Origin of the sequence: Streptomyces sp. NPDC002773 (assembly GCF_040295605.1) — a bacterium.
In the GTDB taxonomy this organism is placed as follows: Bacteria; Actinomycetota; Actinomycetes; order Streptomycetales; family Streptomycetaceae; genus Streptomyces.
The window spans coordinates 13716-40361 of the sequence record NZ_JBEOVO010000018.1; the positions used below are offsets into that span (position 1 = coordinate 13716).

A 26646-nucleotide genomic window follows, 5' to 3' on the forward strand; every position below is an offset into this window, starting at 1 on the left:
CTCCTGTCACGTCGAGGGCCCCGCACGCCAAACGTGCGGGGCCCTGCCGGTCGGTACGATCTGCCTACATTCCGGCGATCAGCTTTTCCACCCGGTCGTCGACGGAGCGGAACGGGTCCTTGCACAACACCGTGCGCTGCGCCTGGTCGTTCAGCTTGAGATGGACCCAGTCGACGGTGAAGTCCCGGCGCTGCTCCTGGGCGCGGCGGATGAAGTCGCCGCGCAGTCGCGCCCGAGTGGTCTGCGGGGGCACCGACTTGCCCTCGAAGATCTTCAGGTCGTTGCAGATCCGCGCCGCCTGCCCGTTCTTCTGGAGCAGGTAGTAGAGCCCGCGGCGACGGTGGATGTCGTGGTACGCGAGGTCTATCTGCGCGACCCGCGGGTTCGACATGGTCATGTTGTGCTTGGCCCGGTAGCGCTCGATGAGCCGGTGCTTCATGACCCAGTCGATCTCGGTCTCGATGCGGTCGAGCCGCTCGCTCTCGATCGCGTCGAGCGTACGTCCCCACAGCTCCAGGACCTGGGCGACGGTGCCGGACCGGATCCCGCGCCGGTCGACGAAGTCGACGGCCTTCTCGTAGTACTCGCGCTGGACCTCCAGGGCGGAGGCCTCGCGGCCGCTGGCGAGCCGGACCTTGCGCTGGCCGGTGATGTCGTGGCTGACCTCGCGGATGGCCCGGATGGGGTTCTCCAGGGTCAGGTCACGCATCACCGTGCCGGCCTCGATCATGCGGAGCACCAGGTCGGTGGCGCCGACCTTGAGCAGCATGGTCGTCTCGGACATGTTCGAGTCGCCGACGATGACGTGCAGCCGGCGGTAGCGCTCGGCGTCGGCGTGCGGCTCGTCCCTGGTGTTGATGATGGGCCGCGAGCGGGTGGTCGCGGAGCTGACGCCCTCCCAGATGTGCTCGGCGCGCTGGGAGACGCAGAACACCGCGCCCCGCGGGGTCTGGAGGACCTTCCCCGCGCCGCAGATGAGCTGCCGGGTGACGAGGAACGGAATGAGGATGTCCGCGAGCCGGGAGAACTCTCCGTGGCGGGCGACGAGATAGTTCTCGTGGCAGCCGTAGGAGTTTCCGGCCGAGTCGGTGTTGTTCTTGAAGAGGTAGACGTCGCCCGCGATTCCCTCCTCGTGCAGGCGGCGTTCGGCGTCGACGAGCAGGCCCTCGAGAATGCGCTCACCGGCCTTGTCGTGGGTGACCAGTTCGGTCACGTTGTCGCATTCCGGTGTGGCGTATTCCGGATGCGAACCCACGTCCAGGTACAGGCGGGCGCCGTTCCGCAGGAAGACATTGCTGCTGCGGCCCCATGACACGACACGGCGGAAGAGGTAGCGCGCCACTTCGTCAGGAGACAGTCGGCGCTGTCCCCTGAACGTGCACGTGACGCCGTACTCGTTCTCCAGCCCGAAAATGCGGCGGTCCATGTCTGAACATTACGCCTGACGGCCTGTGCTGAAACCGGGTTGGACGTTCCCGTTTCGATCATTTTCCGATCAGTGCGTGTTCTTTTCGCTGTGTACGGGGGTGGGGGCGCCCGCGCCGACGGCGTGTCGCGCGTCGCCGGCGGGGGCGCCGGGGGCCACGGGGGCGCCGAGGACGCGGCCGGTGGCCAGGAGGACGAGGAAGGCGATCAGGCCGCCCGCCCCGGCGACGGCGAATCCGGTGACGGTCCCCGCGAGTTCGACGGCGGGGCCCGCCACGGCGGAGCCGAGGGCCGAACCGACGCCGAAGGTGGTGACGAGCCAGGAGAAGGCCTCGGTCACGGTGCCGCGCGGCGCGTGCCGGTCCACGACGACGAAGGCGCAGGCGAGCGCGGGCGCCAGGAACACGCCGGAGAGGACCGCGAGACCGGTCATGGCGACGGGGCCCGGTGTGAGGGCGAGCGGCAGGTAGCAGACGGCGAGGAGCAGGACGAGCACGCGCAGGCGCCGCTCGGGGCTCCCGGTCCATGGGCGGGCGCCGTAGGCGACGCCGCCGAGGAGCGCGCCGAGGCCGAGGGCGGCCATCAGCCAGCCGTAGACGGACGGGGTGCCCCGGTCGTCGGCGTAGGCGACGGCGGCGACGGTGATGGAGCCGAGGGCGAGGCCGACGAAGAAGAAGGAGCCGAGGAGGGCGAGCAGCCCCGGTGAGCGCAGGGCGCCCAGCCAGTGGGCCTCCCGGGGCGCGGAGCGCCAGGCGCGGGAGGGCGCGGAGAGGACGACGGCGAGGGCGCCGAGGACGCCGAGGAGGTTGATGACGAGGAGGGCGGCGGCGGGCGACCAGAGGGAGACGAGGAGGGTCAGCAGGAGCGGGCCCGCCGTGAACATGACCTCCTGCGCGACCGCGTCGAGCGCGTACGCCCGGTGGACCCGGTCCTCGCGGCCCAGGACGCTCGGCCAGAGGGCCCGCAGCCCGCCCTCCAGGGGCGGTGTGAAGAGGCCGGCAAGGACGACGGCCGCGTACGCGAGCGGGAGGTGGCCGATGCCGGTGAGGGCGAGGACGGCCATGCCGAGGGCGGAGAGGACCGCGGCGGGCAGTTGGATCCGGGGCTGGCCCTTGAGGTCGACGGCGCGGCCGAGGAGGGGCTGTCCGACGGCGGTGGCGACGCCGTAGGCGGCGATGAGGCCGCCGGCGAGGGTGTAGCTGCCGCCCTGGTCGCGGACGAAGAGGGTGAGGGCGATGGGGCCGGTGCCGTGGGGCAGGCGTCCGATCAGGGTGCCGGCGAGCAGCCGGGCGGCGTGCGGTGCCCGGAGGATGTCGAGATAGCCGCCGCGTGCTGGGGCCTCGGTGGCCATGTGGTCTCCCCTCGCCTCGGACCAGGCCGAGGTTTTACGTATAACTTCCGTCGTCATACGTACCATGTCGACTGTATGCGGGTCCAGCCCCGCGCGCTCTTGAAACGTTCCTGGAACCATTCCTCGAACCGTCCCTTGACCGTCCCTGAACGTCCTGAACCGACCGTTCGACGCGGAGGCCCCAGTGCAGACCCCGGAGCCGCTCGGCGGCGCCCGCCCCACCAGCCGGGACGTCGCCCGGGCCGCGGGCGTCTCCCAGGCCACCGTCTCCCTCGTGCTCGGCGACAAGTGGCGCGGCCGGGTGTCGGAGCGCACGGCGGAGGCCGTCCGCGAGGCCGCCAGGAGCCTCGGCTACCGGCCCAACCTCGCCGCCCGCAACCTCCGTCTCGGCCGTACCCGGACCGCCCTCCTCGTGGTCCCGGCGCTCACCAACGAGTTCTTCGCCCACGTCTACACGGGCGCCGCGGCGGCGGCGGCCCGGCACGGCTTCGGTGTCGTCCTCTACCCCTCCCCCGACGGCCTGGGCCCCGCCCGTGACCCCTTCGCCTCGGCGTCGGCCGCCCTCGACGGCGTCATCGCCTCCTCGATGGCCACCGACGCCCTGGCGGCCTTCCGGGGCACCGACCTGCCGCTCGTCATGCTCGACAGCGACCCGGCGGACGCCGGCGCCGCCGCCCATGTGAACCTCGACGTCGCCGACGGCATGCGCCGGGTGACCGACCATCTCCTCGGCCTCGGCCACCGTGCCTTTCTGCACCTCGCGTCCGCGGCCCCGTCCTGGACGTTCGACGTGCGGGCCGCCGCGCTCGCCGACGCCCTGCGCGGGACGGAGGTGCGCACCGTACGGTCGGCGCTGAACGTCGCGGACGCGTGGGAGGCCGCGGGGGCGGCCCTCGCCGCGCCCGGACCCCGGCCCACGGCGGTGATCTGCGACGACGACATCCTCGCGGCCGGCGTCTGCAAGGCCGCGCGGCGGCTCGGGCTGCGGGTCCCCGAGGACCTGTCGGTCACCGGCTTCGACGACATGGCGCTCGCGACCGTGGTCGAGCCCGAGCTGACGACGGTCCGGCTGCCCGCCGAGGATTTCGGCCGGCGGGGCATGGAGGCGCTGCTCGCCGTCCTGGCGGGCGAACGGCCCGAGCCGGTCTCCCTGCCCGTCGCCCTCGTCCCCCGCGGCTCCACGGGCCCCGCACCGGCCCCCTGAGGCGGGCCCGGAGGGCGGGAGGGCGCGGGTACGCCGAAGGGGGCCCGGTCCCCATGGACCGAGCCCCCTTTCCGAGCGTGCGGGACTACTCCTCGGGAGCCTCGTCCGAGGGCTCGTCCGTCTTCGCCACCGCCGCGTTGTCCGCCTGGAGGAGGCGCGACAGCTGACGGCCGACGATCCGCTTGAACTTGCGCTGCTGCGGACGCGTACGGTCCAGGACCGCCACCTCGAGTCGCTCCGCGGGGATCTCCCGCTCGCTGCCGTTGGTGTCCCGCGACAGGGCCTGCACGGCCAGCTTCAGGGCCTCGGCCAGGGACATGCCGTCCCGGTGCCGCTGGTCCAGGAAGGAGCCGATCTGCTCCGCGTTCCCGCCGACCGCGACCGAGCCGTGCTCGTCCACGATCGAGCCGTCGTGCGGCAGCCGGTAGATCTGGTCGCCCGACGGTTCCTCCCCGACCTCGGCGACGACCAGCTCGACCTCGTACGGCTTCTCCCCCGCGCTGGAGAAGATCGTGCCCAGCGTCTGGGCGTAGACGTTGGCCAGGCCGCGCGCGGTGACGTCGTCCCGGTCGTAGGTGTAGCCCCGCAGGTCGGCGTAGCGCACACCGCCGATGCGGAGGTTCTCGTACTCGTTGTACTTGCCGGCGGCGGCGAAGCCGATCCGGTCGTAGATCTCGCTGAACTTGTGCAGCGCGCGGGACGGGTTCTCGCCGACGAAGACGATGCCGTCGGTGTACTGGAGGACGACCAGGCTGCGGCCTCGGGCGATGCCCTTGCGGGCGTACTCCGCCCGGTCGGCCATGGCCTGCTGGGGTGAGACGTAGAACGGAGTGGACACCGGCGGTCCGTCCCTTTCTTCTGGGCTTCTGCAGAGCGACGAGTGGTCAGAGCAGGGCGGCGCGCGGCCCGTCGGGCTGCTCCAGGCGCCGTGCGGTGACCGATCGGGCCAGCTCGGAGGACTCGGTCTCGGTGAGCCTGCGGTAGCCCTCGTCCGTGATGACCGTGACGATCGGGTAGATCCGGCGCGCCAGATCCGGGCCGCCGGTCGCCGAGTCGTCGTCCGCCGCGTCGTAGAGCGCCTGGACGACCAGGGTGGTGGCCTCCTGCTCGGTGAGGTCGGCGCGGTACAGCTTCTTCATCGAGCCGCGCGCGAAGATCGAGCCGGAGCCGGTGGCGGCGAACCCGTGCTCCTCGGAGCGGCCGCCGGTCACGTCGTACGAGAAGATCCGGCCCTTCTCCTTGGCCTCGTCCCAGCCCGCGAAGAGCGGCACCACGGCGAGTCCCTGCATGGCCATGCCGAGGTTGCCGCGGATCATGGTGGAGAGGCGGTTCGCCTTGCCCTCGAGGGAGAGCGTGACGCCCTCCACCTTCTCGAAGTGCTCCAGCTCCAGCTGGAACAGCTTGACCATCTCGACGGCGAGACCCGCGGTGCCGGCGATGCCGACGGCGGAGTACTCGTCGGCCGGGAAGACCTTCTCGATGTCCCGCTGCGCGATCATGTTGCCCATGGTGGCCCGCCGGTCACCGGCGAGTACGACGCCGTCGGCGAACGTGGCCGCCACGATGGTCGTCCCGTGCGGTGCCTCGACGACGCCCTCCGGCAGCCTCCGGTTGCCGGGGAGCTGCTCCGGCGAGTGGCTGGCCAGGAAGTCGAAGAACGAGGACGACCCCGGCGTGAGGAAGGCCGCCGGCAGACGCCCGGTGCTACGAGGGTTGGCTTCCACGCGATTCCTTCCGGGTGGGAGAGTCGGCCCGCCGTGGGACACGCGAGCCGATCTTGGTTGCTGTGCACGGACCTTACCCGTGCCACCGCTTGTCATCCGTCCCCGGACCCACGGCTTTCTCCGGGGCTCCGGGGACGGAGGACGACAGGTGCGTGGAGCGGCTACTCGCCGCCCTTCTGCACGAAGGACCGCACGAAGTCTTCGGCGTTCTCCTCGAGGACGTCGTCGATCTCGTCCAGGACGGAGTCCACGTCCTCGCTCAGCTTCTCCTGGCGCTCCTGGAGGTCGGAGCTCGCCTCCGTGGTGGTCTCCTCGACCTCCTCCGTGGAACGCGTCGCCTTCTGCTGTCCGCCGCCGGTGTCCTTGGTCGCCATAAACCTCACCCCGCTCGAATCGGCCCGCTCGGTTGAGTCCGTACAAGATCAGACCCTATACGTGGGGTCCGACATCGGCCCCGTGGTTTCCACAACGCCCGGGCACTGTTTCCATGATTCCCAGCGCCGGGGCATTTCAGGCCCGTGGAGGGCCTCCGATCAGCCGCCGGAAAGTACTCGGACCAGTTCCTCGGCCGTCCGGCAGCGGTCGAGGAGCGACTTCACATGGGCTTTGGTGCCGCGCAGCGGCTCCAGGGTCGGGACGCGCTGGAGCGAGTCCCGGCCGGGAAGGTCGAAGATCACCGAGTCCCAGGAGGCCGCGGCGACGTCGTCGGCATACTGCTCCAGGCACCGGCCCCGGAAATAGGCCCGGGTGTCCTCGGGAGGCGCCGTCTCGGCGCGTTCCACCCCGGACTCGTCCAGGAGCCGCTTGATGCGCCCGCGGGCCACCAGGCGGTTGTAGAGGCCCTTGTCGGGGCGTACGTCCGCGTACTGGAGGTCCACCAGGTGCAGGCGGGCGGCGTCCCAGTCCAGGCCGTCCCGGCGCCGGTAGCCCTCCATGAGCTCCCGCTTGGCGATCCAGTCGAGCTCGCCGGCCAGGCTCATCGGGTCGTTCTCGAGCCGGTTGAGGGTGTCCTCCCAGCGGATCAGGACGTCCTTGGTCTGCTCGTCGGCGTCCGCGCCGTACCGCTCCTCCACGTACTTCCTGGCCAGCTCGAAGTACTCCATCTGGAGCTGGACCGCGGTGAGTGTCCGGCCGCTGCGGAGCGTGACCAGGTACTGGAGCGTCGGGTCGTGCGAGACGTGGTGGAGGGTCCGTACGGGCTGGTCGACGGCGAGGTCGACGGTGATGAACCCGTCCTCGATCATCGACAGGACCAGTGCGGTGGTGCCCAGCTTGAGGTAGGTCGAGATCTCGGAGAGGTTCGCGTCGCCGATGATCACATGCAGCCGGCGGTAGCGCTCGGCGTCGGCGTGCGGCTCGTCCCTGGTGTTGATGATGGGGCGCTTGAGGGTGGTCTCCAGGCCCACCTCGACCTCGAAGTAGTCGGCGCGCTGGCTGATCTGGAAGCCGTGCTCACGGCCGTCCTGACCGATGCCGACCCGGCCCGCGCCGGTCACGACCTGGCGGGAGACGAAGAAGGGGGTGAGGTGGCGCACGATGTCCGAGAAGGGGGTCTCCCGCTTCATCAGGTAGTTCTCGTGCGTGCCGTAGGAGGCGCCCTTGTTGTCGGTGTTGTTCTTGTAGAGGTGGATCGGCTGGGCTCCGGGGAGCTGGGCGGCGCGCTCGGCGGCCTCCGCCATGATCCGCTCGCCGGCCTTGTCCCAGAGGACGGCGTCGAGCGGGTTGGTGACCTCGGGCGAGCTGTACTCCGGGTGGGCGTGGTCCACGTAGAGCCGTGCTCCGTTGGTGAGGATCACGTTGGCCAGGCCGATGTCCTCGTCGGTGAGCTGGCTGGAGTCGGCCACCTCGCGGGCGAGGTCGAAGCCGCGGGCGTCCCGCAGCGGGTTCTCCTCCTCGAAGTCCCAGCGGGCGCGGCGCGCCCGGTGCATCGCCGCCGCGTAGGCGTTGACGATCTGGGACGAGGTGAGCATGGCATTGGCGTTCGGGTGTCCCGGGACGGAGATCCCGTACTCCGTCTCGATGCCCATTACTCGCCGTACGGTCATGCGGCCCTCCTTGCCCGGCGGCGCTCACTGTGCGCGACTCGGCGGTACCGATGAGCCTAGAGCGGCTCCGCGCTGGTGGGGAGATCGTTTGCGTATTTCCCTGTGATGCCGGGGGAAATGCTGGATGGAATGCGTCGGCTGCGGATGCCCGGTTTCCGGACATCCGCAGCCGGTGGGCGTTTTACAGGTACTGACCGGTATTGGCCACCGTGTCGATGGAGCGTCCGGTGTCCGCGCCCTGCTTTCCGGTGACGAGGGTGCGGATGAACACGATCCGCTCGCCCTTCTTTCCGGAGATCCGGGCCCAGTCGTCGGGGTTGGTGGTGTTGGGCAGGTCCTCGTTCTCCTTGAACTCGTCCACGCAGGCCTGGAGGAGGTGGGAGACGCGGATGCCCTTCTGGTTGTGGTCGAGGAAGGCCTTGATGGCCATCTTCTTGGCCCGGTCGACGATGTTCTGGATCATCGCGCCGGAGTTGAAGTCCTTGAAGTAGAGGACTTCCTTGTCGCCGTTGGCGTACGTGACTTCGAGGAAGCGGTTCTCCTCGGTTTCGGCGTACATCTGCTCGACGACGGACTGGATCATTCCGTGGGCGGCGGCGGCCTTGGAGCCGCTGTGCTCGGAAAGGTCGTCGGCGTGCAGCGGCAGGGTGGCCGTGAGGTACTTCGCGAAGATGTCCCTCGCGGCCTCCGCGTCCGGACGCTCGATCTTGATCTTGACGTCGAGCCGGCCGGGCCGCAGGATCGCGGGGTCGATCATGTCCTCGCGGTTGGAGGCGCCGATGACGATGACGTTCTCCAAACCCTCCACACCGTCGATCTCGGCGAGCAGCTGGGGGACGATGGTGTTCTCCACGTCCGAGCTGACACCGGAGCCGCGGGTGCGGAAGAGGGATTCCATCTCGTCGAAGAAGACGATGACGGGGGTGCCCTCGCTCGCCTTCTCCCGGGCACGCTGGAAGACGAGGCGGATGTGCCGCTCGGTCTCACCGACGTACTTGTTGAGGAGCTCGGGGCCCTTGATGTTGAGGAAGTAGGACTTCCCCGCGGGCTGACCGGTCACCTCGGCGACCTTCTTGGCCAGGGAGTTGGCCACGGCCTTCGCGATCAGCGTCTTGCCGCAGCCGGGCGGCCCGTAGAGCAGGATGCCCTTGGGCGGCCGCAGTTCGTGCTCCTTGAAGAGGTCCGGGTAGAGGTAGGGGAGCTCGACCGCGTCGCGGATCATCTCGATCTGGCCACCCAGACCGCCGATCTTCTCGTAGTCGACGTCCGGGACCTCTTCCAGAACGAGCTCTTCGACCTCGCTCTTGGGGACCACCTCGTAGACGTAGCCCGACCTGGAGTCGAGCAGCAGGGCGTCACCGGCGCGGATGGTGACGTCCAGCAGAGGCTCGGCGAGCCTCACCACCCGTTCCTCGTCGGTGTGCCCGACCACCAGGGCGCGCTCGCCGTCCTCGAGGATCTCCTTGAGGGTGACGATGTCCCCGGCGCGCTCGTACTCCATGGCCTCGACCACGTTGAGCGCTTCGTTGAGCATGACTTCCTGGCCGCGCTTGAGCTCGTCGAGCTCGATGCTCGGGCTGACGTTCACCCGGAGCTTGCGGCCCCCGGTGAAGATGTCGCATGTGCCGTCCTCGTTGGCCTGCAGGAAGACACCGAAGCCGGCCGGCGGCTGTGCGAGCCGGTCGACCTCCTCCTTGAGGGCCACGATCTGGTCGCGGGCCTCACGGAGCGTGTTCGCGAGTCGTTCGTTCTGCGCGGACACGCCGGCCAGGTTGGTCTGCAGCTCGACGATCCGCTCTTCGAGAATCCTCGTGTGTCGCGGAGAGTCGGCGAGCTTGCGGCGCAGGACGGCGATTTCCTGCTCGAGATAGGCAACCTGACCGGCGGGGTCTTCAGACCCTCGCCCCGGCCGGATGCCGCGGTTGATGTCGTCGTCGTGGGCTGCCACGGTCCTCACCTCCTCCAAGGGGAGCTGGACGCTTCCTGACCCTACCTGCGTGGGTGGTGATTGAAACCCCTAGATCAAAAAGACTCCGAGGTGTGTCCGATCTTCACCCTTGCGCTTCCCCTCTCGCCAGGAGGAATACCCACCCTTCACGGCTTGAAAGCGGGCGGTTGTATCGTCGTCATGGGCCAACACCCGTCGGAGGGGGCCCGACTTACCCGCGAGAAGCGATTCGAGTAGCAGGGACGGCAGGAGATATGACCGTGCAGCACGAGGCCCTTTCCACGGGCGCCGACGAGGCGCTGGAGGTCTGGATCGACCAGGACCTGTGCACCGGGGACGGGATCTGCGTGCAGTACGCTCCCGAGGTCTTCGAGCTGGACATCGACGGGCTCGCATATGTGAAGAGCGCCGACGACGAGCTCCTTCAGGACGCGGGTGCCACGACGCCGGTTCCGCTGACGCTGCTCCAGGACGTGGTGGACTCCGCGAAGGAGTGCCCGGGCGACTGCATCCATGTGCGCCGGGCCGCGGACAAGGTCGAGGTGTACGGCCCCGACGCGGAGTGACGGGTCAGGCGCTCCGCGCGCCGGCCCGGGCGTCGCGTACGAAGGCGCCGCCCTCCCAACGCCAGCCGACCTGCTCCTTCTCGTCGGGGCAGCACCTGGGGACGTCCGGGGACGAGTAGCCGAGCAGGGTGGCGAGGACCACTCCGCCGCGTACGTCGAGCTCGGTGACGCTCTTGTGCAGCTCGGGTGCGACGAGGGTGGCCACCACGCGCGCGCGGGGGCCGGTGTCCTTGCCGCGGGTGAGGACGTAGACGCCGCTCGGCGGGGTGCCGGAGCCGGCTTCGCAGTGCACGACCGCAACGGTCTCGGGGTTTCCGTCGCCGTCGAGGTCCCCCGACGCCTGGTGCGCGATCTTGTGGGGGCCTCCCCTGCAGTCCAGGGGGTAGTCGGCTCCGGCGGCCTCGGGGGCGGGTGCGGGGCCCGGGGCGGCGGCGGGGGTCGTGGTGGCTCCGGCGGGGTCGGGCTGGAGCAGGCCGGCGAGGGCGACGACCGCGGCGGTCGCGGTGGCGATGGCGAGCCAGTGGGCCGGCCGGGCCCGGGTGTGGGCGAGGTCCGCGAGGTCCGGGGCGGCGGAGGGCTGCACGCGAGACGTCTCCTGGGGTGGCGCGGTGGTTTCCGGGCATCGTGCCATACGTCACAGGGGGACGGAACAGGTGGGTCGGCGGCGCGGGGGTACGGGCGTCCGCCGGACGGGGATGCGGGTGTCCGCCGAACATGGGGGCGCCGCCGTCGACTTCCCTCCCGTGGGCGGGGAACTCGACGGCGGCGCTCCGTGGTTGTCGGGGCGTCAGCCCTTGTTCGGGCCTTCGTAGTCCTCGCCGTAGGCGCCCTTGGCGGGGCGGCGGCGGCGCATCGGGGGCTCGACGCCGTCCGCGAGGCGGCGGGCGGTGACGAGGAAGCCGGTGTGGCCGATCATGCGGTGATCGGGGCGGACGGCGAGGCCCTCGACGTGCCAGTTGCGGATCATGGATTCCCAGGGCTGCGGCTCGGCGTAGCAGCCGAACTCGCGGATGGACTCCACGGTGCGGGCGAGCTGGGTGGTGGTGGCCACGTAGCAGCAGAGGATGCCGCCGGGGACGAGGGCCTTGGAGACGGCCTCCAGGCACTCCCAGGGGGCGAGCATGTCCAGGATGACGCGGTCGACGTCGGTGTCGGACAGGTTGTCCTGGAGGTCGCCCACGGTGAGCTGCCACGCGGGGTGGGGGCCGCCGAAGTAGCGTTCGACGTTGCCCTTCGCGATCTCGGCGAAGTCTTCGCGGCGCTCGTAGGAGTGCAGCATGCCGCTGTCGCCGATGGCGCGCAGGAGGAAGCTGCTGAGCGATCCCGAGCCCACCCCGGCTTCCACGACGCGTGCGCCGGGGAAGATGTCGGCGAAGGCCAGGATCTGCCCCGCGTCCTTGGGGTAGACCACGGCGGCGCCGCGGGGCATGGACAGGACGTAGTCGGGGAGCAGGGGGCGCAGCGCGAGGTAGGCGACGTTTCCGGTGGTGCGGACAACGCTGCCCTCGGGGGCGCCGATCAGTTCGTCGTGCGGGAAGGAACCCTTGTGGGTGTGGAAGTTCTTTCCCTCTTCGAGCGTGAACGTGTAGTGACGGCCCTTGGGGTCGGTCAGCTGAACCTGGTCCCCGACCTTGAAGGGCCCGCGTCGGCGGGCGGCACCGGTCGGTTCGGACATACGACCAGAGTACCGGGGTTACGAACCGGGTCGTGCCATGGCCTTGACGAAGGCGCGTTCCACGTCGGTGGTGGCGAGGACGCCGTAGATCTCGCCGGTGGCCTCGACGACGAGGTACTCGGTGGCGGGGCTGGCGCGGAGGTGGTCGAGGAGGGGCTGGCCGGTGAGTTCGGCGGGGACGCGCATGCCGTCGGTGAGGTCCTGGGCGAGGGTGCTGACGGCGACCCAGGGGCGGCGGTGCTGGGGGACGGCGGCGATGGCGGCCTCGCGGACGATGCCGGTGGGGTCGCCGTGGCCGTCGACGACGACGAGGGCGCGGGCGCCGGCGTCGTTGGCGCGGCGGAGGGCCTCGGAGAGGGGGGTGGCGGGTTCGGCGGGGATGGCGCGGCGGGTGAGGCTGCGGGCGGTGAGTTCGGGGAGGTGCTCGCGCAGGCGGGCCACGCGGAGGCTGTTGCCGGCGCCGGTCCAGATGATGGCGGCGAGGATGGCGGCGAGCAGGGCGTCGGTGACGGTGTCGAGGCCGCTGATGTCGTCGGTGGAGTTGCCGAGGGCGCCGGTGCGGGTGAGCAGGGGGAGGCCGATGAGGACGAGGACGGCGAGGGCGCGGCCGACCCAGGCGGCGGCGACGGTGCCGCTCATGGGCTTGCCGGTGATCTTCCAGATGACGGCGCGGAGCATGCGGCCGCCGTCCAGGGGGAGGCCGGGGAGCAGGTTGAAGGCGGCGACGATCAGGTTGGAGATCATCAGGCCGGCGAGGAGGACGCCGGGGACGGTGCCGGGCTCGACGGCGTACAGGGAGAGATAGAACACGCCGGCGAGGACGAGGGAGAGGAGGGGGCCGACGAACGCGAGGACGAATTCGCGGCCGGGGGTCTCGGTCTCCTTCTCGATCTCGGAGACGCCGCCGAAGAACTGGAGCTGGATGCGGCGCACCGGGAGTTTGAAGCGGAGCGCGGCGATGGTGTGGGCCAGTTCGTGGACGAGCACGGAGGCGTAGAAGGCGATGGCGAAGAAGAGGGAGACGAGGTAGCGGGCGGCGCCGAGTTCGGGCAGGACGCGTTCGATCTGGTCGCCGAAGACCCAGGTGATGAGGGCGGCGACGAGGAACCAGCTGGGGGCGACGTAGACGGGCACGCCGAAGGGCCGGCCCATGAGGATCCCGCCGCCGGGTTCCTCGGTGCGCTGCGGCTTGGGCTCGTCCTGGTTCACGGGTTCCTTTCGTCGCGGGGGTGTGACCCACGTCGGTGTGTCACGGTTCGATCATGCAGTGCGACGGGGCCTCGGGTCGATGGTATGCCGCTCGTTGTCGGTGGCGGGTCGTAGGGTCTTTGTCATGAGTACGAGCGAGCAGGTGCCGGCGGAGCCCCGGGCGCCCATGTCGTTGTCGCCGTCGCGGGCGAGCGATTTCATGCAGTGTCCGCTGCTGTACCGGTTCCGGGTGATCGACCGGCTGCCGGAGCGGCCGAGCGCGGCGGCGACGCGGGGCACGCTGGTGCATGCGGTGCTCGAGCGGCTCTTCGACGATCCGGCGGTGGAGCGTACGGCTCCGCGGGCGCGGGCGATGGTGCCGGGGCAGTGGGACCGGCTGCTCGAGTCGAAGCCGGAGCTGGGTGAGCTGTTCGCGGGGGATCCGGACGGCGAGCGGCTCGCGGAGTGGCTGGGTGAGGCGGAGCGGCTGGTCGAGCGGTGGTTCACGCTGGAGGATCCGACGCGTCTGGAGCCGGCCGAGCGTGAGCTGTTCGTGGAGACGGAGCTGGATTCGGGGCTGCGGCTGCGCGGGGTGATCGACCGGATCGACGTGGCGCCCTCGGGTGAGGTGCGGATCGTCGACTACAAGACGGGGAAGGCGCCGCGGCCGCAGTACCGGGACGGCGCGCTGTTCCAGATGACGTTCTACGCGCTGGTGGTGTGGCGGCTGCGGCAGGTGATCCCGCGGCGGCTGCAGCTGGTCTACCTGGGCAGCGGGGAGGTGCTGACGTACGACCCGGTGGAGGCGGATCTGCTGCGGGTGGAGCGGAAGCTGCTCGCGCTGTGGGAGGCGATCCGGCTGGCGACGGAGTCGGGTGACTGGCGGCCGCGGCCGACGAAGCTGTGCGGTTGGTGTGATCATCAGGCGGTGTGTCCCGAGTTCGGGGGGACTCCCCCGGTCTATCCGCTGAAGATCGTTTCCGCACGCCCGCCGGAGTCGGGCGAATCGGATCAGGGCAGAATGGGCCTGGCCCCGCCGGCGCCGTAGCGTCGGCGTACCTCGTGAGCTCAGGTCCCGTGAAGGAGCCCTTGTGACGATCCGCGTCCTCTTGGTCGACGATCAGCCGCTGTTGCGCACCGGCTTCCGGATGATTCTGGAGGCGGAGCAGGACATCGCGGTGGTGGGTGAGGCCGGGGACGGTCTCCAGGCGCAGGACCAGGTGCGGGCGTTGCAGCCGGACGTGGTGCTGATGGACATCCGGATGCCGCGGATGGACGGGGTGGAGGCGACCCGGCAGATCACGGGTCCGGGGCGGGACGGCCCGGCGAAGGTGCTGGTGCTGACGACCTTCGATCTGGACGAGTACGTGGTGGAGGCGCTGCGGGCGGGTGCGAGCGGTTTCCTCCTGAAGGACGCTCCGGCGACCGAGCTGGTGCAGGCGATCCGGGTGGTGGCGGCCGGTGAGGCGATGCTGGCCCCGTCGATCACGCGTCGGCTGCTCGACAAGTACTCGGCGCATCTGCCGACGGGCGAGGAGCAGATGCCGGACACGCTGAACACCTTGACGGACCGTGAGGTGGAGGTGTTGAAGCTGGTGGCGCGTGGTCTGTCGAACGCGGAGATCGCTGCGGACCTGTTCGTCAGCGAGACGACGGTGAAGACGCATGTGGGTCATGTGCTGACGAAGCTGGGGCTGCGGGACCGGGTGCAGGCCGCGGTGTACGCGTACGAGAGCGGTCTGGTGCGGCCGGGCGCGGGCGGGCAGTAGCGGCAACGGCGGAGGGGCCCGGTGCGCGTGCGCGCGCCGGGCCCCTCCGCCGTGTGCGGGTCAGCCCTTGCGGATCTCCCAGAAGCGGAAGACGGTCGAGGAGTCGAGGGTCCATTCGAGGCCGGTGACGTCGTCGCGGGCGACGGCGTACTGCTTGCCCTGCCAGAGCGGGAGCAGCGGGAGTTCGTCGGCGACGAGGTCCTGGAGCTTGCCGTACTCGTCGGCGGTGGCGGCGCGGTCCGGGACGGCGGCCGTCTTCGGGAGGAGGCTGCCGGTGATGGTGGTGTTCTCGTAGTGGTTGCCGAGGACGTTGCCCTTGCCGAAGAAGGGGGCGGTGAAGTTGTCGGCATCGGGGTAGTCGGGCACCCAGCCCTTGACGTAGACGCCGTACTTGCCGTCGGCGATGTCCTTCTCGTACTGGTCGTAGGCGACGGACTTGACGTCGGCGTCGAAGAGGCCGCTCGCGTTGAGCTGGCCGGCGATGGCCTTGAGTTCCTGGTCGGTGGCCGGGCCGTAGCGGCTGGGCGTGGACCAGAGGGTGAGCTTCACCTTGTCGGTGATGCCGGCCGCGCGCAGGGCCTTCTTGGCCTTGGCCTTGTCGGGGCTGCCGTAGGTGTCGTAGAAGGCGGTGTTGTGTCCGGCGATGCCGGCCGGGACGATCGAGTAGAGCGGCGTGGCCGTCGACTTGTAGACGCCTTCGACGAGGGCCTCGCGGTCGACGAGGTGGGCGATGGCCTGGCGGACGCCGAGCTTGCCGAGGACCGGGTCCTTCATGTTGAAGACGAGGTGCTGGACCTCGGCGCTGCTGCCGGGGATGACCTCGATGCCCTTGTCGTCGGTGGTCTCGGAGGTTTCGAGGGTGGCGATGTCCTCGGCGGAGAGGCCTCGGTAGGCGACGTCTATCTCTCCGGCGGTGAGGGCCTTGGAGAGGGCGGAGCGGTCGCCGCGGTAGAGCTTGAGGGTGACGGCGTCGTTCTTGAGCCGTGCGGTGCCCTTGTAGCCGGGGTTGGCGGAGAAGGTGGCCTCGGAGTCGCTGAGGGAGTCCAGCTTGTACGGGCCGGAGCCGGTGGCCTTGCCGTCGGTGCGGAGGGCGTCGGCCGGGTACTCACGGTGGTCGATGATGGAGCCCGCGCCGGAGGCGATCTTGCTGGGGAAGGTGGCGTCCGGGACCTTGAGGCGGAAGACGACGGTCCGCTCGTCGGGGGTCTCGATGGTCTTGATGGTGGAGAGCAGCGGCGCGGGGCCGGAGGGGTCGGCGATCTTGAGGGCCCGCTCGAAGGAGTACTTGACGTCCTTGGAGGTGAGCTTGTTGCCGTTGGAGAAGGTGAGGCCGTCGCGCAGGGTGCAGGTGTAGACGGTGCTGCCCGTGCCGAAGCCGCACTTGTCGGCGGCCTCGGGCTCGGGCTGGGAGCCGCCCTTGGGGAAGGCGAGCAGGGACTGGAAGACGTTGTTGAACAGCAGCCAGGAGCCGGGGTCGTAGCCGGCCGCCGGGTCGGGGCTGAGGATCTCGTCGGACATGCCGACGCGTACGGCGTTGCCGGAGTCTCCGGCGCCACCCTGTTCGGTGCCGCAGCCGCTGAGGAGGGCGGCGGACAGTCCGGCGGCGAGGGGGGCCGTCAGCCACTTGTTGTGCGTCTTCACAGAACGTGCCTCGTGATCTCTTGTCAGGCCGGCCGCGCGCGGGTGCGCGGCCGGTGTAACCGATCCTGTCGACGGGGTTATGCGGTGCCGCGGCCCAGTTCCCAGAGCAGGAGGTCGGAGGACGTGTTGAGGGCGTTCTCGACTCCGTTGAGGTCGTCGCGGGCGGCGACGTACTGCTTGCCCTGCCACAGGGGCAGGACGGGTACGTCCTCGGCGACGATCTTCTGGATCTGGTTGAAGACGGGGCCTGCGGCGGTGCGGTCGGCCTGGCGGCGCGAGCGCGGGATGAGCTGGTCGCGGACGACCTTGTTCACGTACGGGGTGTTGAGGAAGTTGTCGCTGTCCAGGAAGGGCGCGATGTAGTTGTCCGGGTCCGGGTAGTCCGGGAACCAGCCGAGGCCGTAGACGGCGTAGTCGCCGCGCTTCTGGGCGGTGCGGAACTTCGACCATTCGGTGCCCTGGACGGTGGCGTCGAAGAGTTCGGTGGCGACGAGCTGCTTCTTGAGCGCCTCGAACTCCTTGGCGGTCTCGGCGCCGTAGTGGTCGGTGGTGTAGTTCAGCGTCACCTTGACCGGGGTCTTGACGCCCGCGTCCTTGAGGAGCTTGGCGGCGCGGGCGCGGTCGGGCTCGCCGTACGCGTCGAAGAAGGGGGTGGTGTGGCCGGTGATGCTGGAGGGGATCAGCGAGTACAGGGGTTCGGCGGTGGGGCCGTAGACCGCGTTGACGAGGGCACCGCGGTCGACGACGGCGGCCATGGCCTGGCGTACGGCCTTCTCCTGGACGGCGGGGGCCTTGGTGTTGAAGCCGAGGTAGCGGATCTCGAGGCCGGGGACCTCGATGATCTCGATGCCTTCCTTGGGCGTCTCGGTGAGGTTCTTGACCTGCTGCTGCGACAGGGAGCGGGCCATCATGTCGATGTCGTCGCCGTCCAGGGCCCGGCCCATGGTGTCCGCGTCGGCGTACGGGCGCAGTTCGACCTGGTCGTTGCGGAGGGTGATGTCGCCCTTGTAGGCGGGGTTCTTGGTGAAGACGAAGCGGGTGGCCTTCTCGCCGTCGCGTTCGACCTTCATCGTGTACGGGCCGGAGCCGTCGACGTCGAATCCGTCGCGGAGCTTGTCGGCGGCGTACTTGTCCTTGCTGAGGATGCCGGCGACGGGGGTGGAGAGCTTGTACGGGAAGGTGGCGTCGGGGGTCTTCAGGTGGAAGACGACCTCGTCGGTGCCCTTGGTCTCGACGGTGTCGACGTTCGAGAGGAGGGCGGCCGTGCCGTTGTCCGACTTGATCTTCAGGACGCGGTCGACGGAGTACTTGACGTCCTCGGCGGTGATCGGGGTGCCGTCCGCGAAGGTGAGGCCGGAGCGGAGCTTGCAGCGGTAGCTCTCGCTGGCCCGGTCGGAAAATCCGCAGCTCTGGGCGGCCTCGGGGACGGGCTCGCCGCCGCCGCGGGGCACGTGCATCAGGGTCTGGACGGTCTGCCGCAGGATGTTCCAGGCGCCGGTGTCGTAGGCGAAGGCCGGGTCGAGCGGGGCGGGGGCGTCCGCGGTGGCGATGAACTGGTCCGTGGTGCCGACGACGATCGTGTTCCCGTCCTGCGCTCCGCCGCAGGCGGCGAGCAGGGGGGCGAGCAGTCCGGCCACGGCCGGCAGCACCAGGGTCTTGCGGTTCATCAGGGACGATCTCCTCATCCGGCACTGGGATACAGCGGTCAGTGGGAACTCCGCCGCCGGCCGCCCGGTCGGGGCGGGAGCGATCGGGCCGGGTGTTGCGATCGGTCCTGTGTTCTCGGCGACTTGGGTGTGCGCCGGTGCACGCGGATATGCGGCGAAGTACTCGCGAAAGATTAGTGGGCAGCGCAGCTATTGCCGGACCACGGGCGCGCGTGGGGGTAATCGCACAGTGATCATGAATGCGGGGCGCTCGATAGTCATGCGTCGGAGGATGCGGACGGCGGCGAGCGAATCGGGACACATGCGGACGCCGAAACTCTCCCTTTTCGGGCACGGAGCACGAGGAAGGCCACCCACCGTCAGGCACTCTGGGTGACCAAGGTCACGCGGAGGCCCTATCGGTGAATGGCCTGATCGTTTTTGCCGGGCGTCTGCGCATTCCACCGGCCAAGGCCGGGGGAAGGCCACGGGAAGGTCAGGGAAAGCTCAGGGAAAGCTCAGATCCCGGTGATCAGAGTACGGAGAAAGGGCACGTCGACCTCTTCGAGGGAACGCACGACGACCCGGCCGGGCGAGGGCGCGATCGGGGCGACGGAGGGCACCGCGACGACCCGGCAGCCCGCCGCCTCCGCGGCCGCCACCCCGGTCGCCGTGTCCTCGACGACGGCGCAGAGCGCGGGGTCGGCCCCGACGCCGCGGGCGGCCGTCAGATACGGCTCGGGGTGCGGCTTGGTCCTGACGACCTCGTCCCCCGCGACGGTGAGGGCGAAGCGGTCACGGCCGAGCGAGTCGAGGACCCGCTCGATGATCCGCCGGTGCGAGGCGGAGACGAGGGCGGTCGGGATGGAGTGCCGGGCCAGCTCGGCGAGGAGCCGGTCGGCGCCCGGCATGAGCGGCACGCCCCGGTCGATGCGCTGCTCGAACTTCTCGTTGAGCAGGACGGTCAGCTCGGCGAGGGTGATGTCGGCGCCGGTCGACTCGATGAGGTAGCCCGCGCTGCGGGTCATCGGTCCGCCGACGACGACGTCCCGCCAGGCCTCGTCGAGCCGGTGCCCGAGGTCGGCGAAGACCTCCACCTCCGCGTCCCACCAGAAGCCCTCCGTGTCGACGAGGGTCCCGTCCATGTCGAGGAAGACGGCCTGCAGGGCGGAGCTTCCGTTCGTACGGATCAGGGACGCGGGGACCGTACTGGTCATCCGGACACCTCCATGGAGGGACGAGAAGGCCGGCCCCCCTCCCCGGGTACGGGGAGGGCGACCGGCCTGCACTGGACCGACAAGTGTACGTCCCGATCAGCGCGGACAGACGGATTTACCTCTGGACGGTCACCTGGCGTTGAAGTACTTCGCCTCGGGGTGGTGGATCACGATGGCGTCCGTGGACTGCTCCGGGTGCAGCTGGAACTCCTCCGACAGGTGCACACCGATCCGCTCCGGCCGCAGCAGATCCGCGATCTTCGCGCGGTCCTCCAGGTCGGGGCAGGCGCCGTAGCCCAGGGAGAAGCGGGCGCCGCGGTACTTGAGGTCGAACATGTCCTGGACGTTCGCCGGGTCCTCGCCCGCGAAGCCCAGCTCGGCGCGGACACGGGCGTGCCAGTACTCGGCGAGGGCCTCGGCGAGCTGGACGGAGAGGCCGTGCAGCTCCAGGTAGTCGCGGTAGGAGTCGGAGGCGAACAGCTCGGCCGTGGCCTCGCCGATCCTCGAACCGACGGTCACGACCTGGAGGCCGACGACATCGGTCTCGCCGGACTCCTCCGGGCGGAAGAAGTCCGCGAGGCAGAGGCGGCGGCCCCGGCGCTGGCGCGGGAAGGTGAAGCGGGTCCGCTCGTTGCCGGCCTCGTCCAGGATGATCAGGTCGTCGCCCTTGGACACGCAGGGGAAGTAGCCGTGGACGACGGCCGCCTCCAGGAGGTTCTCGGTGTGGAGGCGCTCCAGCCAGCCGCGCAGCCGGGGCCGGCCCTCGGTCTCGACGAGTTCCTCGTACGAGGGTCCGTCGCCGGCCCTGTTCTGCTTGAGGCCCCACTGGCCCTTGAAGAGGGCGCCCTCGTCGAGCCAGGAGGCGTAGTCCTTGAGCGGGATGCCCTTGACGACCCGGGTGCCCCAGAACGGCGGGGTCGGCACCGGGTTGTCGGTGGCGACGTCGGAGCGGCCTCCGGGCTCGGGCTCGGACACCTGGAGCGCGGGGGCGTCGGACTTCGGGACCCGGCGCTGCTTGAGCTCGGGGAGTACGGCTCCGGGGACGCCGCGCTTGACGGCGACGAGGGCGTCCATGAGGCGCAGGCCCTCGAAGGCGTCGCGGGCGTAGCGAACCTCGCCCTGGTAGATCTCGTGGAGGTCCTGTTCGACGTACGCCCTGGTGAGGGCCGCGCCGCCGAGGATCACGGGGTACTTGGCTGCCAGCTCGCGCTGGTTCAGCTCCTCCAGGTTCTCCTTCATGATCACGGTGGACTTCACGAGGAGACCGGACATGCCGATGACGTCGGCCTTGTGCTCCTCGGCCGCCTCCAGGATCGCGGAGACCGGCTGCTTGATGCCGATGTTGACGACGTTGTAGCCGTTGTTGGAGAGGATGATGTCGACGAGGTTCTTGCCGATGTCGTGGACGTCGCCGCGGACCGTGGCGAGGACGATCGTGCCCTTGCCGTCCGCGTCCGTCTTCTCCATGTGCGGTTCCAGGTGGGCCACGGCCGTCTTCATGACCTCGGCGGACTGGAGTACGAATGGCAGCTGCATCTGGCCCGAGCCGAACAGCTCGCCCACCGTCTTCATGCCGTCGAGCAGGATCTCGTTGACGATCTCCAGGGCGGGACGGACCGTCAGGGCCTCGTCGAGGTCCGCCTCGAGACCGTTCTTCTCGCCGTCGACGATCCGGCGCTTGAGGCGCTCGTCCAGCGGCAGGGCGAGGAGCTCCTCGGTCTTGCCGGCCTTCATCGACTTGGTGTTGACGCCCTCGAAGAGGGCCATCAGCTTCTGCAGCGGGTCGTAGCCCTCGGCGCGGCGGTCGTAGATCAGGTCGAGGGCGGTGGTGACCTGCTCGTCGTCGAAGCGGGCGATCGGCAGGATCTTGCTCGCGTGGACGATCGCCGAGTCGAGGCCGGCCTTCACGCACTCGTCGAGGAAGACGGAGTTGAGGAGGATGCGGGCGGCCGGGTTCAGACCGAAGGAGATGTTGGAGAGGCCGAGCGTGGTCTGGACGTCCGGGTGGCGGCGCTTCAGCTCGCGGATCGACTCGATCGTGGCGATGCCGTCCTTGCGGGACTCCTCCTGGCCGGTGCAGATGGTGAAGGTCAGGGTGTCGATGAGGATGTCGGACTCGTGGATGCCCCAGTTGCCGGTGAGGTCGTCGATGAGCCGCTCGGCGATGGCCACCTTGTGCTCGGGCGTACGGGCCTGGCCCTCCTCGTCGATGGTGAGGGCGATGAGCGCGGCGCCGTGCTCCTGGGCGAGGCGGGTGACCTTGGCGAAGCGGGACTCGGGGCCGTCGCCGTCCTCGTAGTTCACCGAGTTGATGACGGCGCGGCCGCCGAGCTTCTCCAGGCCGGCCCGCAGCACGTCCACCTCGGTGGAGTCGAGCACGATGGGCAGGGTGGAGGCGGTGGCGAAGCGGCCGGCGAGCTCCGCCATGTCGGCGACGCCGTCGCGGCCGACGTAGTCGACGCAGAGGTCGAGCATGTGCGCGCCCTCGCGGATCTGGTCGCGGGCCATCTCGACGCAGTCGTCCCAGCGGGCCTCGAGCATCGCCTCGCGGAACTTCTTGGAGCCGTTGGCGTTGGTGCGCTCGCCGATCGCCATGTACGCGGTGTCCTGGCGGAACGGCACGGTCTGGTACAGCGAGGCGGCGCCGGGCTCGGGGCGGGGGTCGCGCGAGCCGGGGGTGAGCCCCCGGACGCGCTCGACGACCTGGCGCAGGTGCTCCGGGGTCGTGCCGCAGCAGCCGCCGATGAGGGAGAGGCCGTACTCCCGGACGAAGGTCTCCTGGGCGTCGGCGAGCTCGGCGGGGCTGAGCGGGTAGTGGGCGCCGTCGGAGGTGAGGACCGGCAGGCCGGCGTTGGGCATGCAGGAGATCGGGATGCGCGAGTGGCGGGCGAGGTAGCGGAGGTGCTCGCTCATCTCGGCGGGGCCGGTGGCGCAGTTCAGGCCGATCATGTCGATGCCGAGCGGCTCGAGTGCGGTGAGCGCGGCGCCGATCTCGGAGCCGAGGAGCATGGTGCCGGTGGTCTCGACGGTGACGGAGACGATGAGCGGCACGTCGGCGCCGAGGGCGTCGAGGGCGCGGCGGGCGCCGATGACGGAGGACTTGGTCTGGAGCAGGTCCTGGGTGGTCTCGACGAGCAGGGCGTCGGCGCCGCCGGCGAGGAGGCCCTCGGCGTTCTGCTGGTAGGCGTCGCGCAGCAGGGTGTAGGGGGCGTGGCCGAGGGTGGGGAGCTTGGTGCCGGGGCCGATGGAGCCGAGGACCCAGCGCTGGCGGCCGGTGGCGGCGGTGAACTCGTCGGCGACCTCGCGGGCGATGCGCGCGCCGGCCTCGGAGAGCTCGTGGACGCGCTCGGGGATGTCGTACTCGCCCAGGGCGGCGTGGTTGGCGCCGAAGGTGTTGGTCTCGACGCAGTCGACGCCGGCGGAGAAGTACTCCTGGTGGACCGAGCGGACGATGTCGGGCCGGGTGATGTTCAGGATCTCGTTGCAGCCTTCGAGGTTCTCGAAGTCCTCGAGGGTGGGGTCCTGTGCCTGGAGCATGGTGCCCATGGCGCCGTCGGCGACGACCACTCGGCTGGCGAGTGCCTCGCGGAGGGCCGCAACGCGGTTCCGGCTGTCTGCGGAAGGGGTCGGCAACGAGGCCATGGATGAGCTCCCTGGGATGCGACGGCTGTCGGCTTTGCACACTCGGTGGAGGGTGCACGGGGCCAGCGTAACCGCGCTCGGCCCGGGGTGGACAAGGCGTCCCACGGGCCGGACGGCATCCTGTGTGCGGGGACTCCCGCTCCGGGCCGTTCTTGTCCGACACTGTCTTGTGTGACACAAGGTCGGCATCGACCGATAGTGTTCAGCATTGTCGAACAACGTGAGAGGGAGAAGCCGGGCGATGGCGAAGAACATCCAGTCGCTTGAACGGGCGGCGGCCATGCTGCGACTGCTCGCGGGCGGCGAGCGCCGGCTCGGCCTGTCGGACATCGCGTCCTCGCTCGGGCTCGCCAAGGGCACCGCCCACGGCATCCTCCGCACCCTCCAGGCGGAGGGTTTCGTGGAGCAGGAGGCGGCCTCGGGCCGCTACCAGCTCGGCGCGGAGCTCCTGCGGCTCGGCAACAGCTATCTGGACGTGCACGAGCTGCGGGCCCGGGCGCTGGTCTGGACGGACGACCTGGCGCGGTCCAGCGGCGAGAGCGTGCACCTGGGGGTGCTGCACCAGCAGGGCGTGCTGATCGTCCACCACGTCTTCCGGCCGGACGACAGCCGCCAGGTCCTGGAGGTGGGGGCGATGCAGCCGCTGCACTCCACGGGCCTGGGCAAGGTCCTCTCGGCGTACGACCCGGTGGCGCACAGCGAGGTGCTCGAGATCGAGCGGGAGGCGTTCACCCCGCGTACGACCACGGAGCTGGCCGACTTCGAGTCGCTGCTCGACATGACGCGGGCCCGGGGCTGGGCCGCGGACGTGGAGGAGACCTGGGAGGGCGTGGCCTCGGTGGCGGCGCCGATCCACGACCGGCGGCGCATGCCGGTGGGCGCGGTGGCGGTGACGGGCGCGGTGGAGCGGCTGTGCCCGGACGGGGAGCTGCGTCCCGAACTCGTCGCGGCGGTACGGGACTGCGCCCGCGCGGTCTCCAGGGATCTGGGAGCCGGGCGCTTCTGACCCCGGGGCCGCCGTGTCCCGACATGAGTGAACCCGCTGGTAACGATCGCGTTATCGGCGGGTTTTTCGCTTCCCGAGGCCTTGACGTGCTGTTAACCCGGGGGCAAAACTTCCGTTCACCGGTCGGCATTGCCGAACACCTAACGGCAATAGGCGCTAGAGTGTGGCAGTGTCAAGGGCCGGAAACAGCCCTCACACGAGGGTGCGGACTTCCGGAGGGACCCGGGGTCCGCCGTTCCCCTGGACGAAGGACAAAGGAGTCGCGGGTGTCCAGCTCCGACATCTTCCTCGGCGAGACCATCGGTACCGCCGTTCTGATTCTGCTCGGCGGCGGTGTGTGCGCCGCCGTCACGCTCAAGGGCTCCAAGGCCCGCAACGCGGGCTGGCTCGCGATCACCTTCGGGTGGGGCTTCGCCGTCATGACGGCCGTCTACATGACGGCTTCCCTCTCGGGCGCCCATCTGAACCCCGCCGTCACGGTCGGAATCGCGATCAAGGACGGCGCGTGGGGCGACGTCCCCGTGTACGTCGCGGGCCAGCTGCTCGGCGCGATGATCGGTGCCGCACTGGTCTGGGTGGCCTACTACGGCCAGTTCCAGGCCCACCTCACCGACCCGGAGGCCGCGGCGAAGAAGCCGATCGAGGGCCCCGGCCCCGTGCTCGGCATCTTCTCCACCGGACCCGAGATCCGGAACACCTGGCAGAACCTGGCCACCGAGATCATCGGCACCGTCGTGCTCGTCCTGGCCGTGCTCACCCAGGGCCTCAACGACAGCGGCAAGGGCCTCGGCGTCATAGGCGCCCTGATCACCGCGTTCGTCGTGGTCTCCATCGGCCTCTCGCTCGGCGGCCCGACCGGCTACGCGATCAACCCGGCCCGCGACCTCGGCCCGCGCATCGTGCACGCCCTGCTGCCGCTGCCGAACAAGGGCGGCTCCGACTGGAGCTACGCCTGGATCCCGGTCGTGGGACCACTGATCGGTGGCGCCATCGCCGCGGGTATCTACTCCATCGCGTTCGCCTGAGCCGTAGCCGTCCTTCTTCCAGACTCACCCAGGAGCACACCGTGACCGACGCGCACACCTCCGGCCCCTTCATCGCGGCCATCGACCAGGGCACCACCTCCTCCCGCTGCATCGTCTTCGACAAGGACGGCCGGATCGTCTCGGTCGACCAGAAGGAACACGAGCAGATCTTCCCGAAGCCGGGCTGGGTCGAGCACGACGCCGCCGAGATCTGGACCAACGTCCAGGAGGTCGTCGCCGGCGCCCTCACGAAGGGCGGCATCGCCGCCACCGACGTCAAGGCCATCGGCATCACCAACCAGCGCGAGACCACGCTGCTCTGGGACAAGAACACCGGTGAGCCCGTCCACAACGCCCTCGTCTGGCAGGACACCCGCACCGACGCGCTCTGCAAGGAGCTCGGCCGCAACGTCGGCCAGGACCGCTTCCGCCGCGAGACCGGCCTGCCGCTCGCGAGCTACTTCGCCGGCCCGAAGATCCGCTGGATGCTCGACAACGTCGAGGGCCTCCGGGAGCGCGCCGAGGCCGGCGACATCCTCTTCGGCACCATGGACTCGTGGGTCATCTGGAACCTCACGGGCGGCGCCGACGGCGGCGTGCACGTCACCGACGTCACCAACGCCTCGCGCACCATGCTGATGAACCTCCACACCCTGGCCTGGGACGAGAAGATCGCAGAGTCGATGGGGGTCCCCCTCAACGTCCTCCCCGAGATCCGTTCCTCCGCCGAGGTCTACGGCCACGTCAAGGACGGCGTCCTCGCCGGTGTCCCGGTCGCCTCGGCGCTCGGTGACCAGCAGGCGGCCCTCTTCGGCCAGACCTGCTTCGCCGAGGGCGAGGCGAAGTCGACGTACGGCACCGGCACCTTCATGCTGATGAACACCGGCGACAAGATCATCAACTCCTACAGCGGCCTGCTGACCACGGTCGGCTACCAGATCGGCGACGCGAAGCCGGTCTACGCCCTGGAGGGCTCGATCGCCGTCACCGGTTCGCTGGTGCAGTGGATGCGCGACCAGATGGGCCTCATCAAGTCCGCCGCCGAGATCGAGACCCTCGCGTCCTCGGTAGAGGACAACGGCGGCGCCTACTTCGTACCGGCCTTCTCCGGCCTGTTCGCCCCCTACTGGCGCTCCGACGCCCGTGGCGTGATCGCCGGCCTCACCCGGTACGTCACGAAGGCGCACATCGCCCGCGCCGTCCTGGAGGCCACCGCCTGGCAGACCCGCGAGATCACCGACGCCATGACGAAGGACTCCGGCGTCGAGCTGACCGCGCTCAAGGTCGACGGCGGCATGACCTCCAACAACCTGCTGATGCAGACCCTCTCGGACTTCCTGGACGCGCCCGTCGTGCGTCCGATGGTCGCCGAGACCACCTGCCTCGGCGCCGCCTACGCCGCCGGCCTCGCCGTCGGCTTCTGGCCGGACACCGACGCGCTGCGCGCCAACTGGCGCCGCGCCGCGGAATGGACCCCTCGCATGGACGCCGGCAGGCGTGACAGCGAGTACAAGAGCTGGCTCAAGGCCGTGGAACGGTCCATGGGCTGGCTCGATGACGCATCCGAGGAGTAA

21 protein-coding genes are annotated in these 26646 nt (G+C 70.0%); 7 read left to right on the top strand and 14 right to left on the bottom strand.

Going from position 1 to position 26646, the window contains the following annotated elements; translation table 11 throughout:
* Window positions 1-64: 64 nt before the first annotated feature.
* Window positions 65-1426: a Pup--protein ligase gene (pafA, locus tag ABT034_RS21720; protein ID WP_033204999.1), complete on the bottom strand. Its 1362-nt coding sequence runs from the start codon at window positions 1424-1426 to the stop codon at window positions 65-67.
* Window positions 1427-1495: 69 nt separating this feature from the next.
* The gene (locus tag ABT034_RS21725) at window positions 1496-2776 is read right to left on the bottom strand and encodes an MFS transporter (protein ID WP_351217577.1); all 1281 of its coding nucleotides are present in this window, start codon (window positions 2774-2776) and stop codon (window positions 1496-1498) included.
* Between the two features lie 184 nt (window positions 2777-2960).
* Here ABT034_RS21725 and ABT034_RS21730 point away from each other — a divergent pair, with 184 nt between their 5' ends.
* A complete protein-coding gene (locus ABT034_RS21730; RefSeq protein ID WP_351217579.1) occupies window positions 2961-3980 on the top strand; it encodes a LacI family DNA-binding transcriptional regulator in 1020 nt (339 codons plus the stop codon).
* An 85-nt stretch (window positions 3981-4065) separates the two neighbouring features.
* Here ABT034_RS21730 and prcA read toward each other — a convergent pair whose 3' ends face one another.
* The 5 genes from prcA to arc form a co-directional block, all read right to left on the bottom strand.
* A complete protein-coding gene (gene prcA, locus ABT034_RS21735) occupies window positions 4066-4818 on the bottom strand; it encodes a proteasome subunit alpha (protein ID WP_250765582.1) in 753 nt (250 codons plus the stop codon).
* A gap of 46 nt (window positions 4819-4864) precedes the next feature.
* Window positions 4865-5704: a proteasome subunit beta gene (gene prcB / locus ABT034_RS21740; protein WP_351217582.1), complete on the bottom strand. Its 840-nt coding sequence runs from the start codon at window positions 5702-5704 to the stop codon at window positions 4865-4867.
* Between the two features lie 161 nt (window positions 5705-5865).
* The gene (locus ABT034_RS21745) at window positions 5866-6078 is read right to left on the bottom strand and encodes a ubiquitin-like protein Pup (RefSeq protein ID WP_030213091.1); all 213 of its coding nucleotides are present in this window, start codon (window positions 6076-6078) and stop codon (window positions 5866-5868) included.
* Between the two features lie 159 nt (window positions 6079-6237).
* A complete protein-coding gene (dop, locus tag ABT034_RS21750) occupies window positions 6238-7749 on the bottom strand; it encodes a depupylase/deamidase Dop (protein WP_351217585.1) in 1512 nt (503 codons plus the stop codon).
* A 181-nt stretch (window positions 7750-7930) separates the two neighbouring features.
* The gene (gene arc / locus ABT034_RS21755) at window positions 7931-9697 is read right to left on the bottom strand and encodes a proteasome ATPase (protein WP_351217587.1); all 1767 of its coding nucleotides are present in this window, start codon (window positions 9695-9697) and stop codon (window positions 7931-7933) included.
* Between the two features lie 254 nt (window positions 9698-9951).
* Here arc and ABT034_RS21760 point away from each other — a divergent pair, with 254 nt between their 5' ends.
* On the top strand, window positions 9952-10263 hold the full coding sequence (locus tag ABT034_RS21760) for a ferredoxin (protein WP_351217589.1): 312 nt from the start codon (window positions 9952-9954) through the stop codon (window positions 10261-10263).
* A 4-nt stretch (window positions 10264-10267) separates the two neighbouring features.
* Here the strand turns inward: ABT034_RS21760 and ABT034_RS21765 are convergent, their stop codons facing one another.
* The 3 genes from ABT034_RS21765 to ABT034_RS21775 form a co-directional block, all read right to left on the bottom strand.
* Complete coding sequence (locus tag ABT034_RS21765) at window positions 10268-10846, bottom strand: hypothetical protein (RefSeq protein WP_351217591.1); 579 nt, start codon at window positions 10844-10846, stop codon at window positions 10268-10270.
* A 204-nt stretch (window positions 10847-11050) separates the two neighbouring features.
* Window positions 11051-11938 carry a tRNA (adenine-N1)-methyltransferase gene (locus ABT034_RS21770; RefSeq protein WP_015032448.1) on the bottom strand — a complete coding sequence of 296 codons (888 nt, stop codon included), beginning with the start codon at window positions 11936-11938 and terminating at the stop codon, window positions 11051-11053.
* A gap of 18 nt (window positions 11939-11956) precedes the next feature.
* Window positions 11957-13090 carry a site-2 protease family protein gene (locus ABT034_RS21775; protein ID WP_351217803.1) on the bottom strand — a complete coding sequence of 378 codons (1134 nt, stop codon included), beginning with the start codon at window positions 13088-13090 and terminating at the stop codon, window positions 11957-11959.
* 181 nt (window positions 13091-13271) lie between these two features.
* Between ABT034_RS21775 and ABT034_RS21780 the strand changes: the two genes are divergently transcribed.
* Together ABT034_RS21780 and ABT034_RS21785 are read left to right on the top strand one after the other, a co-directional pair.
* Window positions 13272-14174: a RecB family exonuclease gene (locus tag ABT034_RS21780; protein WP_351217593.1), complete on the top strand. Its 903-nt coding sequence runs from the start codon at window positions 13272-13274 to the stop codon at window positions 14172-14174.
* A gap of 43 nt (window positions 14175-14217) precedes the next feature.
* The gene (locus ABT034_RS21785) at window positions 14218-14895 is read left to right on the top strand and encodes a response regulator (protein WP_351217595.1); all 678 of its coding nucleotides are present in this window, start codon (window positions 14218-14220) and stop codon (window positions 14893-14895) included.
* 60 nt (window positions 14896-14955) lie between these two features.
* On the opposite strand, the gene ABT034_RS21790 is transcribed toward ABT034_RS21785, so the two are convergent.
* From ABT034_RS21790 to metH, 4 genes are all read right to left on the bottom strand, one after another.
* Window positions 14956-16536, bottom strand: a complete 1581-nt coding sequence (locus tag ABT034_RS21790) for an ABC transporter substrate-binding protein (RefSeq protein WP_351217597.1) — start codon at window positions 16534-16536, stop codon at window positions 14956-14958.
* A 77-nt stretch (window positions 16537-16613) separates the two neighbouring features.
* The gene (locus ABT034_RS21795) at window positions 16614-18203 is read right to left on the bottom strand and encodes an ABC transporter substrate-binding protein (RefSeq protein ID WP_351217601.1); all 1590 of its coding nucleotides are present in this window, start codon (window positions 18201-18203) and stop codon (window positions 16614-16616) included.
* A gap of 497 nt (window positions 18204-18700) precedes the next feature.
* Window positions 18701-19399, bottom strand: a complete 699-nt coding sequence (locus ABT034_RS21800) for an HAD family hydrolase (RefSeq protein WP_351217603.1) — start codon at window positions 19397-19399, stop codon at window positions 18701-18703.
* Between the two features lie 129 nt (window positions 19400-19528).
* Entirely contained in the window at window positions 19529-23041 is a 3513-nt protein-coding gene (gene metH, locus ABT034_RS21805) for a methionine synthase (protein ID WP_351217605.1), read from the bottom strand.
* A 241-nt stretch (window positions 23042-23282) separates the two neighbouring features.
* On the opposite strand from metH, the gene ABT034_RS21810 reads away from it, so the two are divergent.
* The 3 genes from ABT034_RS21810 (at window position 23283) to glpK (ending at window position 26646) form a co-directional block, all read left to right on the top strand.
* Window positions 23283-24047 carry an IclR family transcriptional regulator gene (locus tag ABT034_RS21810; RefSeq protein ID WP_351217607.1) on the top strand — a complete coding sequence of 255 codons (765 nt, stop codon included), beginning with the start codon at window positions 23283-23285 and terminating at the stop codon, window positions 24045-24047.
* Between the two features lie 266 nt (window positions 24048-24313).
* Window positions 24314-25072 (top strand): MIP/aquaporin family protein, encoded by a 759-nt coding sequence (locus tag ABT034_RS21815; RefSeq protein WP_351217609.1) that lies wholly within the window; start codon window positions 24314-24316, stop codon window positions 25070-25072.
* A gap of 41 nt (window positions 25073-25113) precedes the next feature.
* The gene (glpK, locus tag ABT034_RS21820; protein WP_351217611.1) at window positions 25114-26646 is read left to right on the top strand and encodes a glycerol kinase GlpK; all 1533 of its coding nucleotides are present in this window, start codon (window positions 25114-25116) and stop codon (window positions 26644-26646) included.

Excerpts from the sequence above, each read along its gene's own strand:
- metH (WP_351217605.1), bottom strand. The coding sequence starts at position 23,041 with ATGGCCTCGTTGCCGACCCCTTCCGCAGACAGCCGGAACCGCGTTGCG.
- pafA (WP_033204999.1), bottom strand. The coding sequence starts at position 1,426 with ATGGACCGCCGCATTTTCGGGCTGGAGAACGAGTACGGCGTCACGTGC.
- ABT034_RS21795 (WP_351217601.1), bottom strand. The coding sequence starts at position 18,203 with ATGAACCGCAAGACCCTGGTGCTGCCGGCCGTGGCCGGACTGCTCGCC.
- ABT034_RS21725 (WP_351217577.1), bottom strand. The coding sequence starts at position 2,776 with ATGGCCACCGAGGCCCCAGCACGCGGCGGCTATCTCGACATCCTCCGG.
- dop (WP_351217585.1), bottom strand. The coding sequence starts at position 7,749 with ATGACCGTACGGCGAGTAATGGGCATCGAGACGGAGTACGGGATCTCC.
- ABT034_RS21775 (WP_351217803.1), bottom strand. The coding sequence starts at position 13,090 with ATGGGCCGGCCCTTCGGCGTGCCCGTCTACGTCGCCCCCAGCTGGTTC.
- ABT034_RS21770 (WP_015032448.1), bottom strand. The coding sequence starts at position 11,938 with ATGTCCGAACCGACCGGTGCCGCCCGCCGACGCGGGCCCTTCAAGGTC.
- ABT034_RS21745 (WP_030213091.1), bottom strand. The coding sequence starts at position 6,078 with ATGGCGACCAAGGACACCGGCGGCGGACAGCAGAAGGCGACGCGTTCC.
- ABT034_RS21760 (WP_351217589.1), top strand. The coding sequence starts at position 9,952 with ATGACCGTGCAGCACGAGGCCCTTTCCACGGGCGCCGACGAGGCGCTG.
- ABT034_RS21810 (WP_351217607.1), top strand. The coding sequence starts at position 23,283 with ATGGCGAAGAACATCCAGTCGCTTGAACGGGCGGCGGCCATGCTGCGA.
- ABT034_RS21800 (WP_351217603.1), bottom strand. The coding sequence starts at position 19,399 with ATGACCAGTACGGTCCCCGCGTCCCTGATCCGTACGAACGGAAGCTCC.
- ABT034_RS21780 (WP_351217593.1), top strand. The coding sequence starts at position 13,272 with ATGAGTACGAGCGAGCAGGTGCCGGCGGAGCCCCGGGCGCCCATGTCG.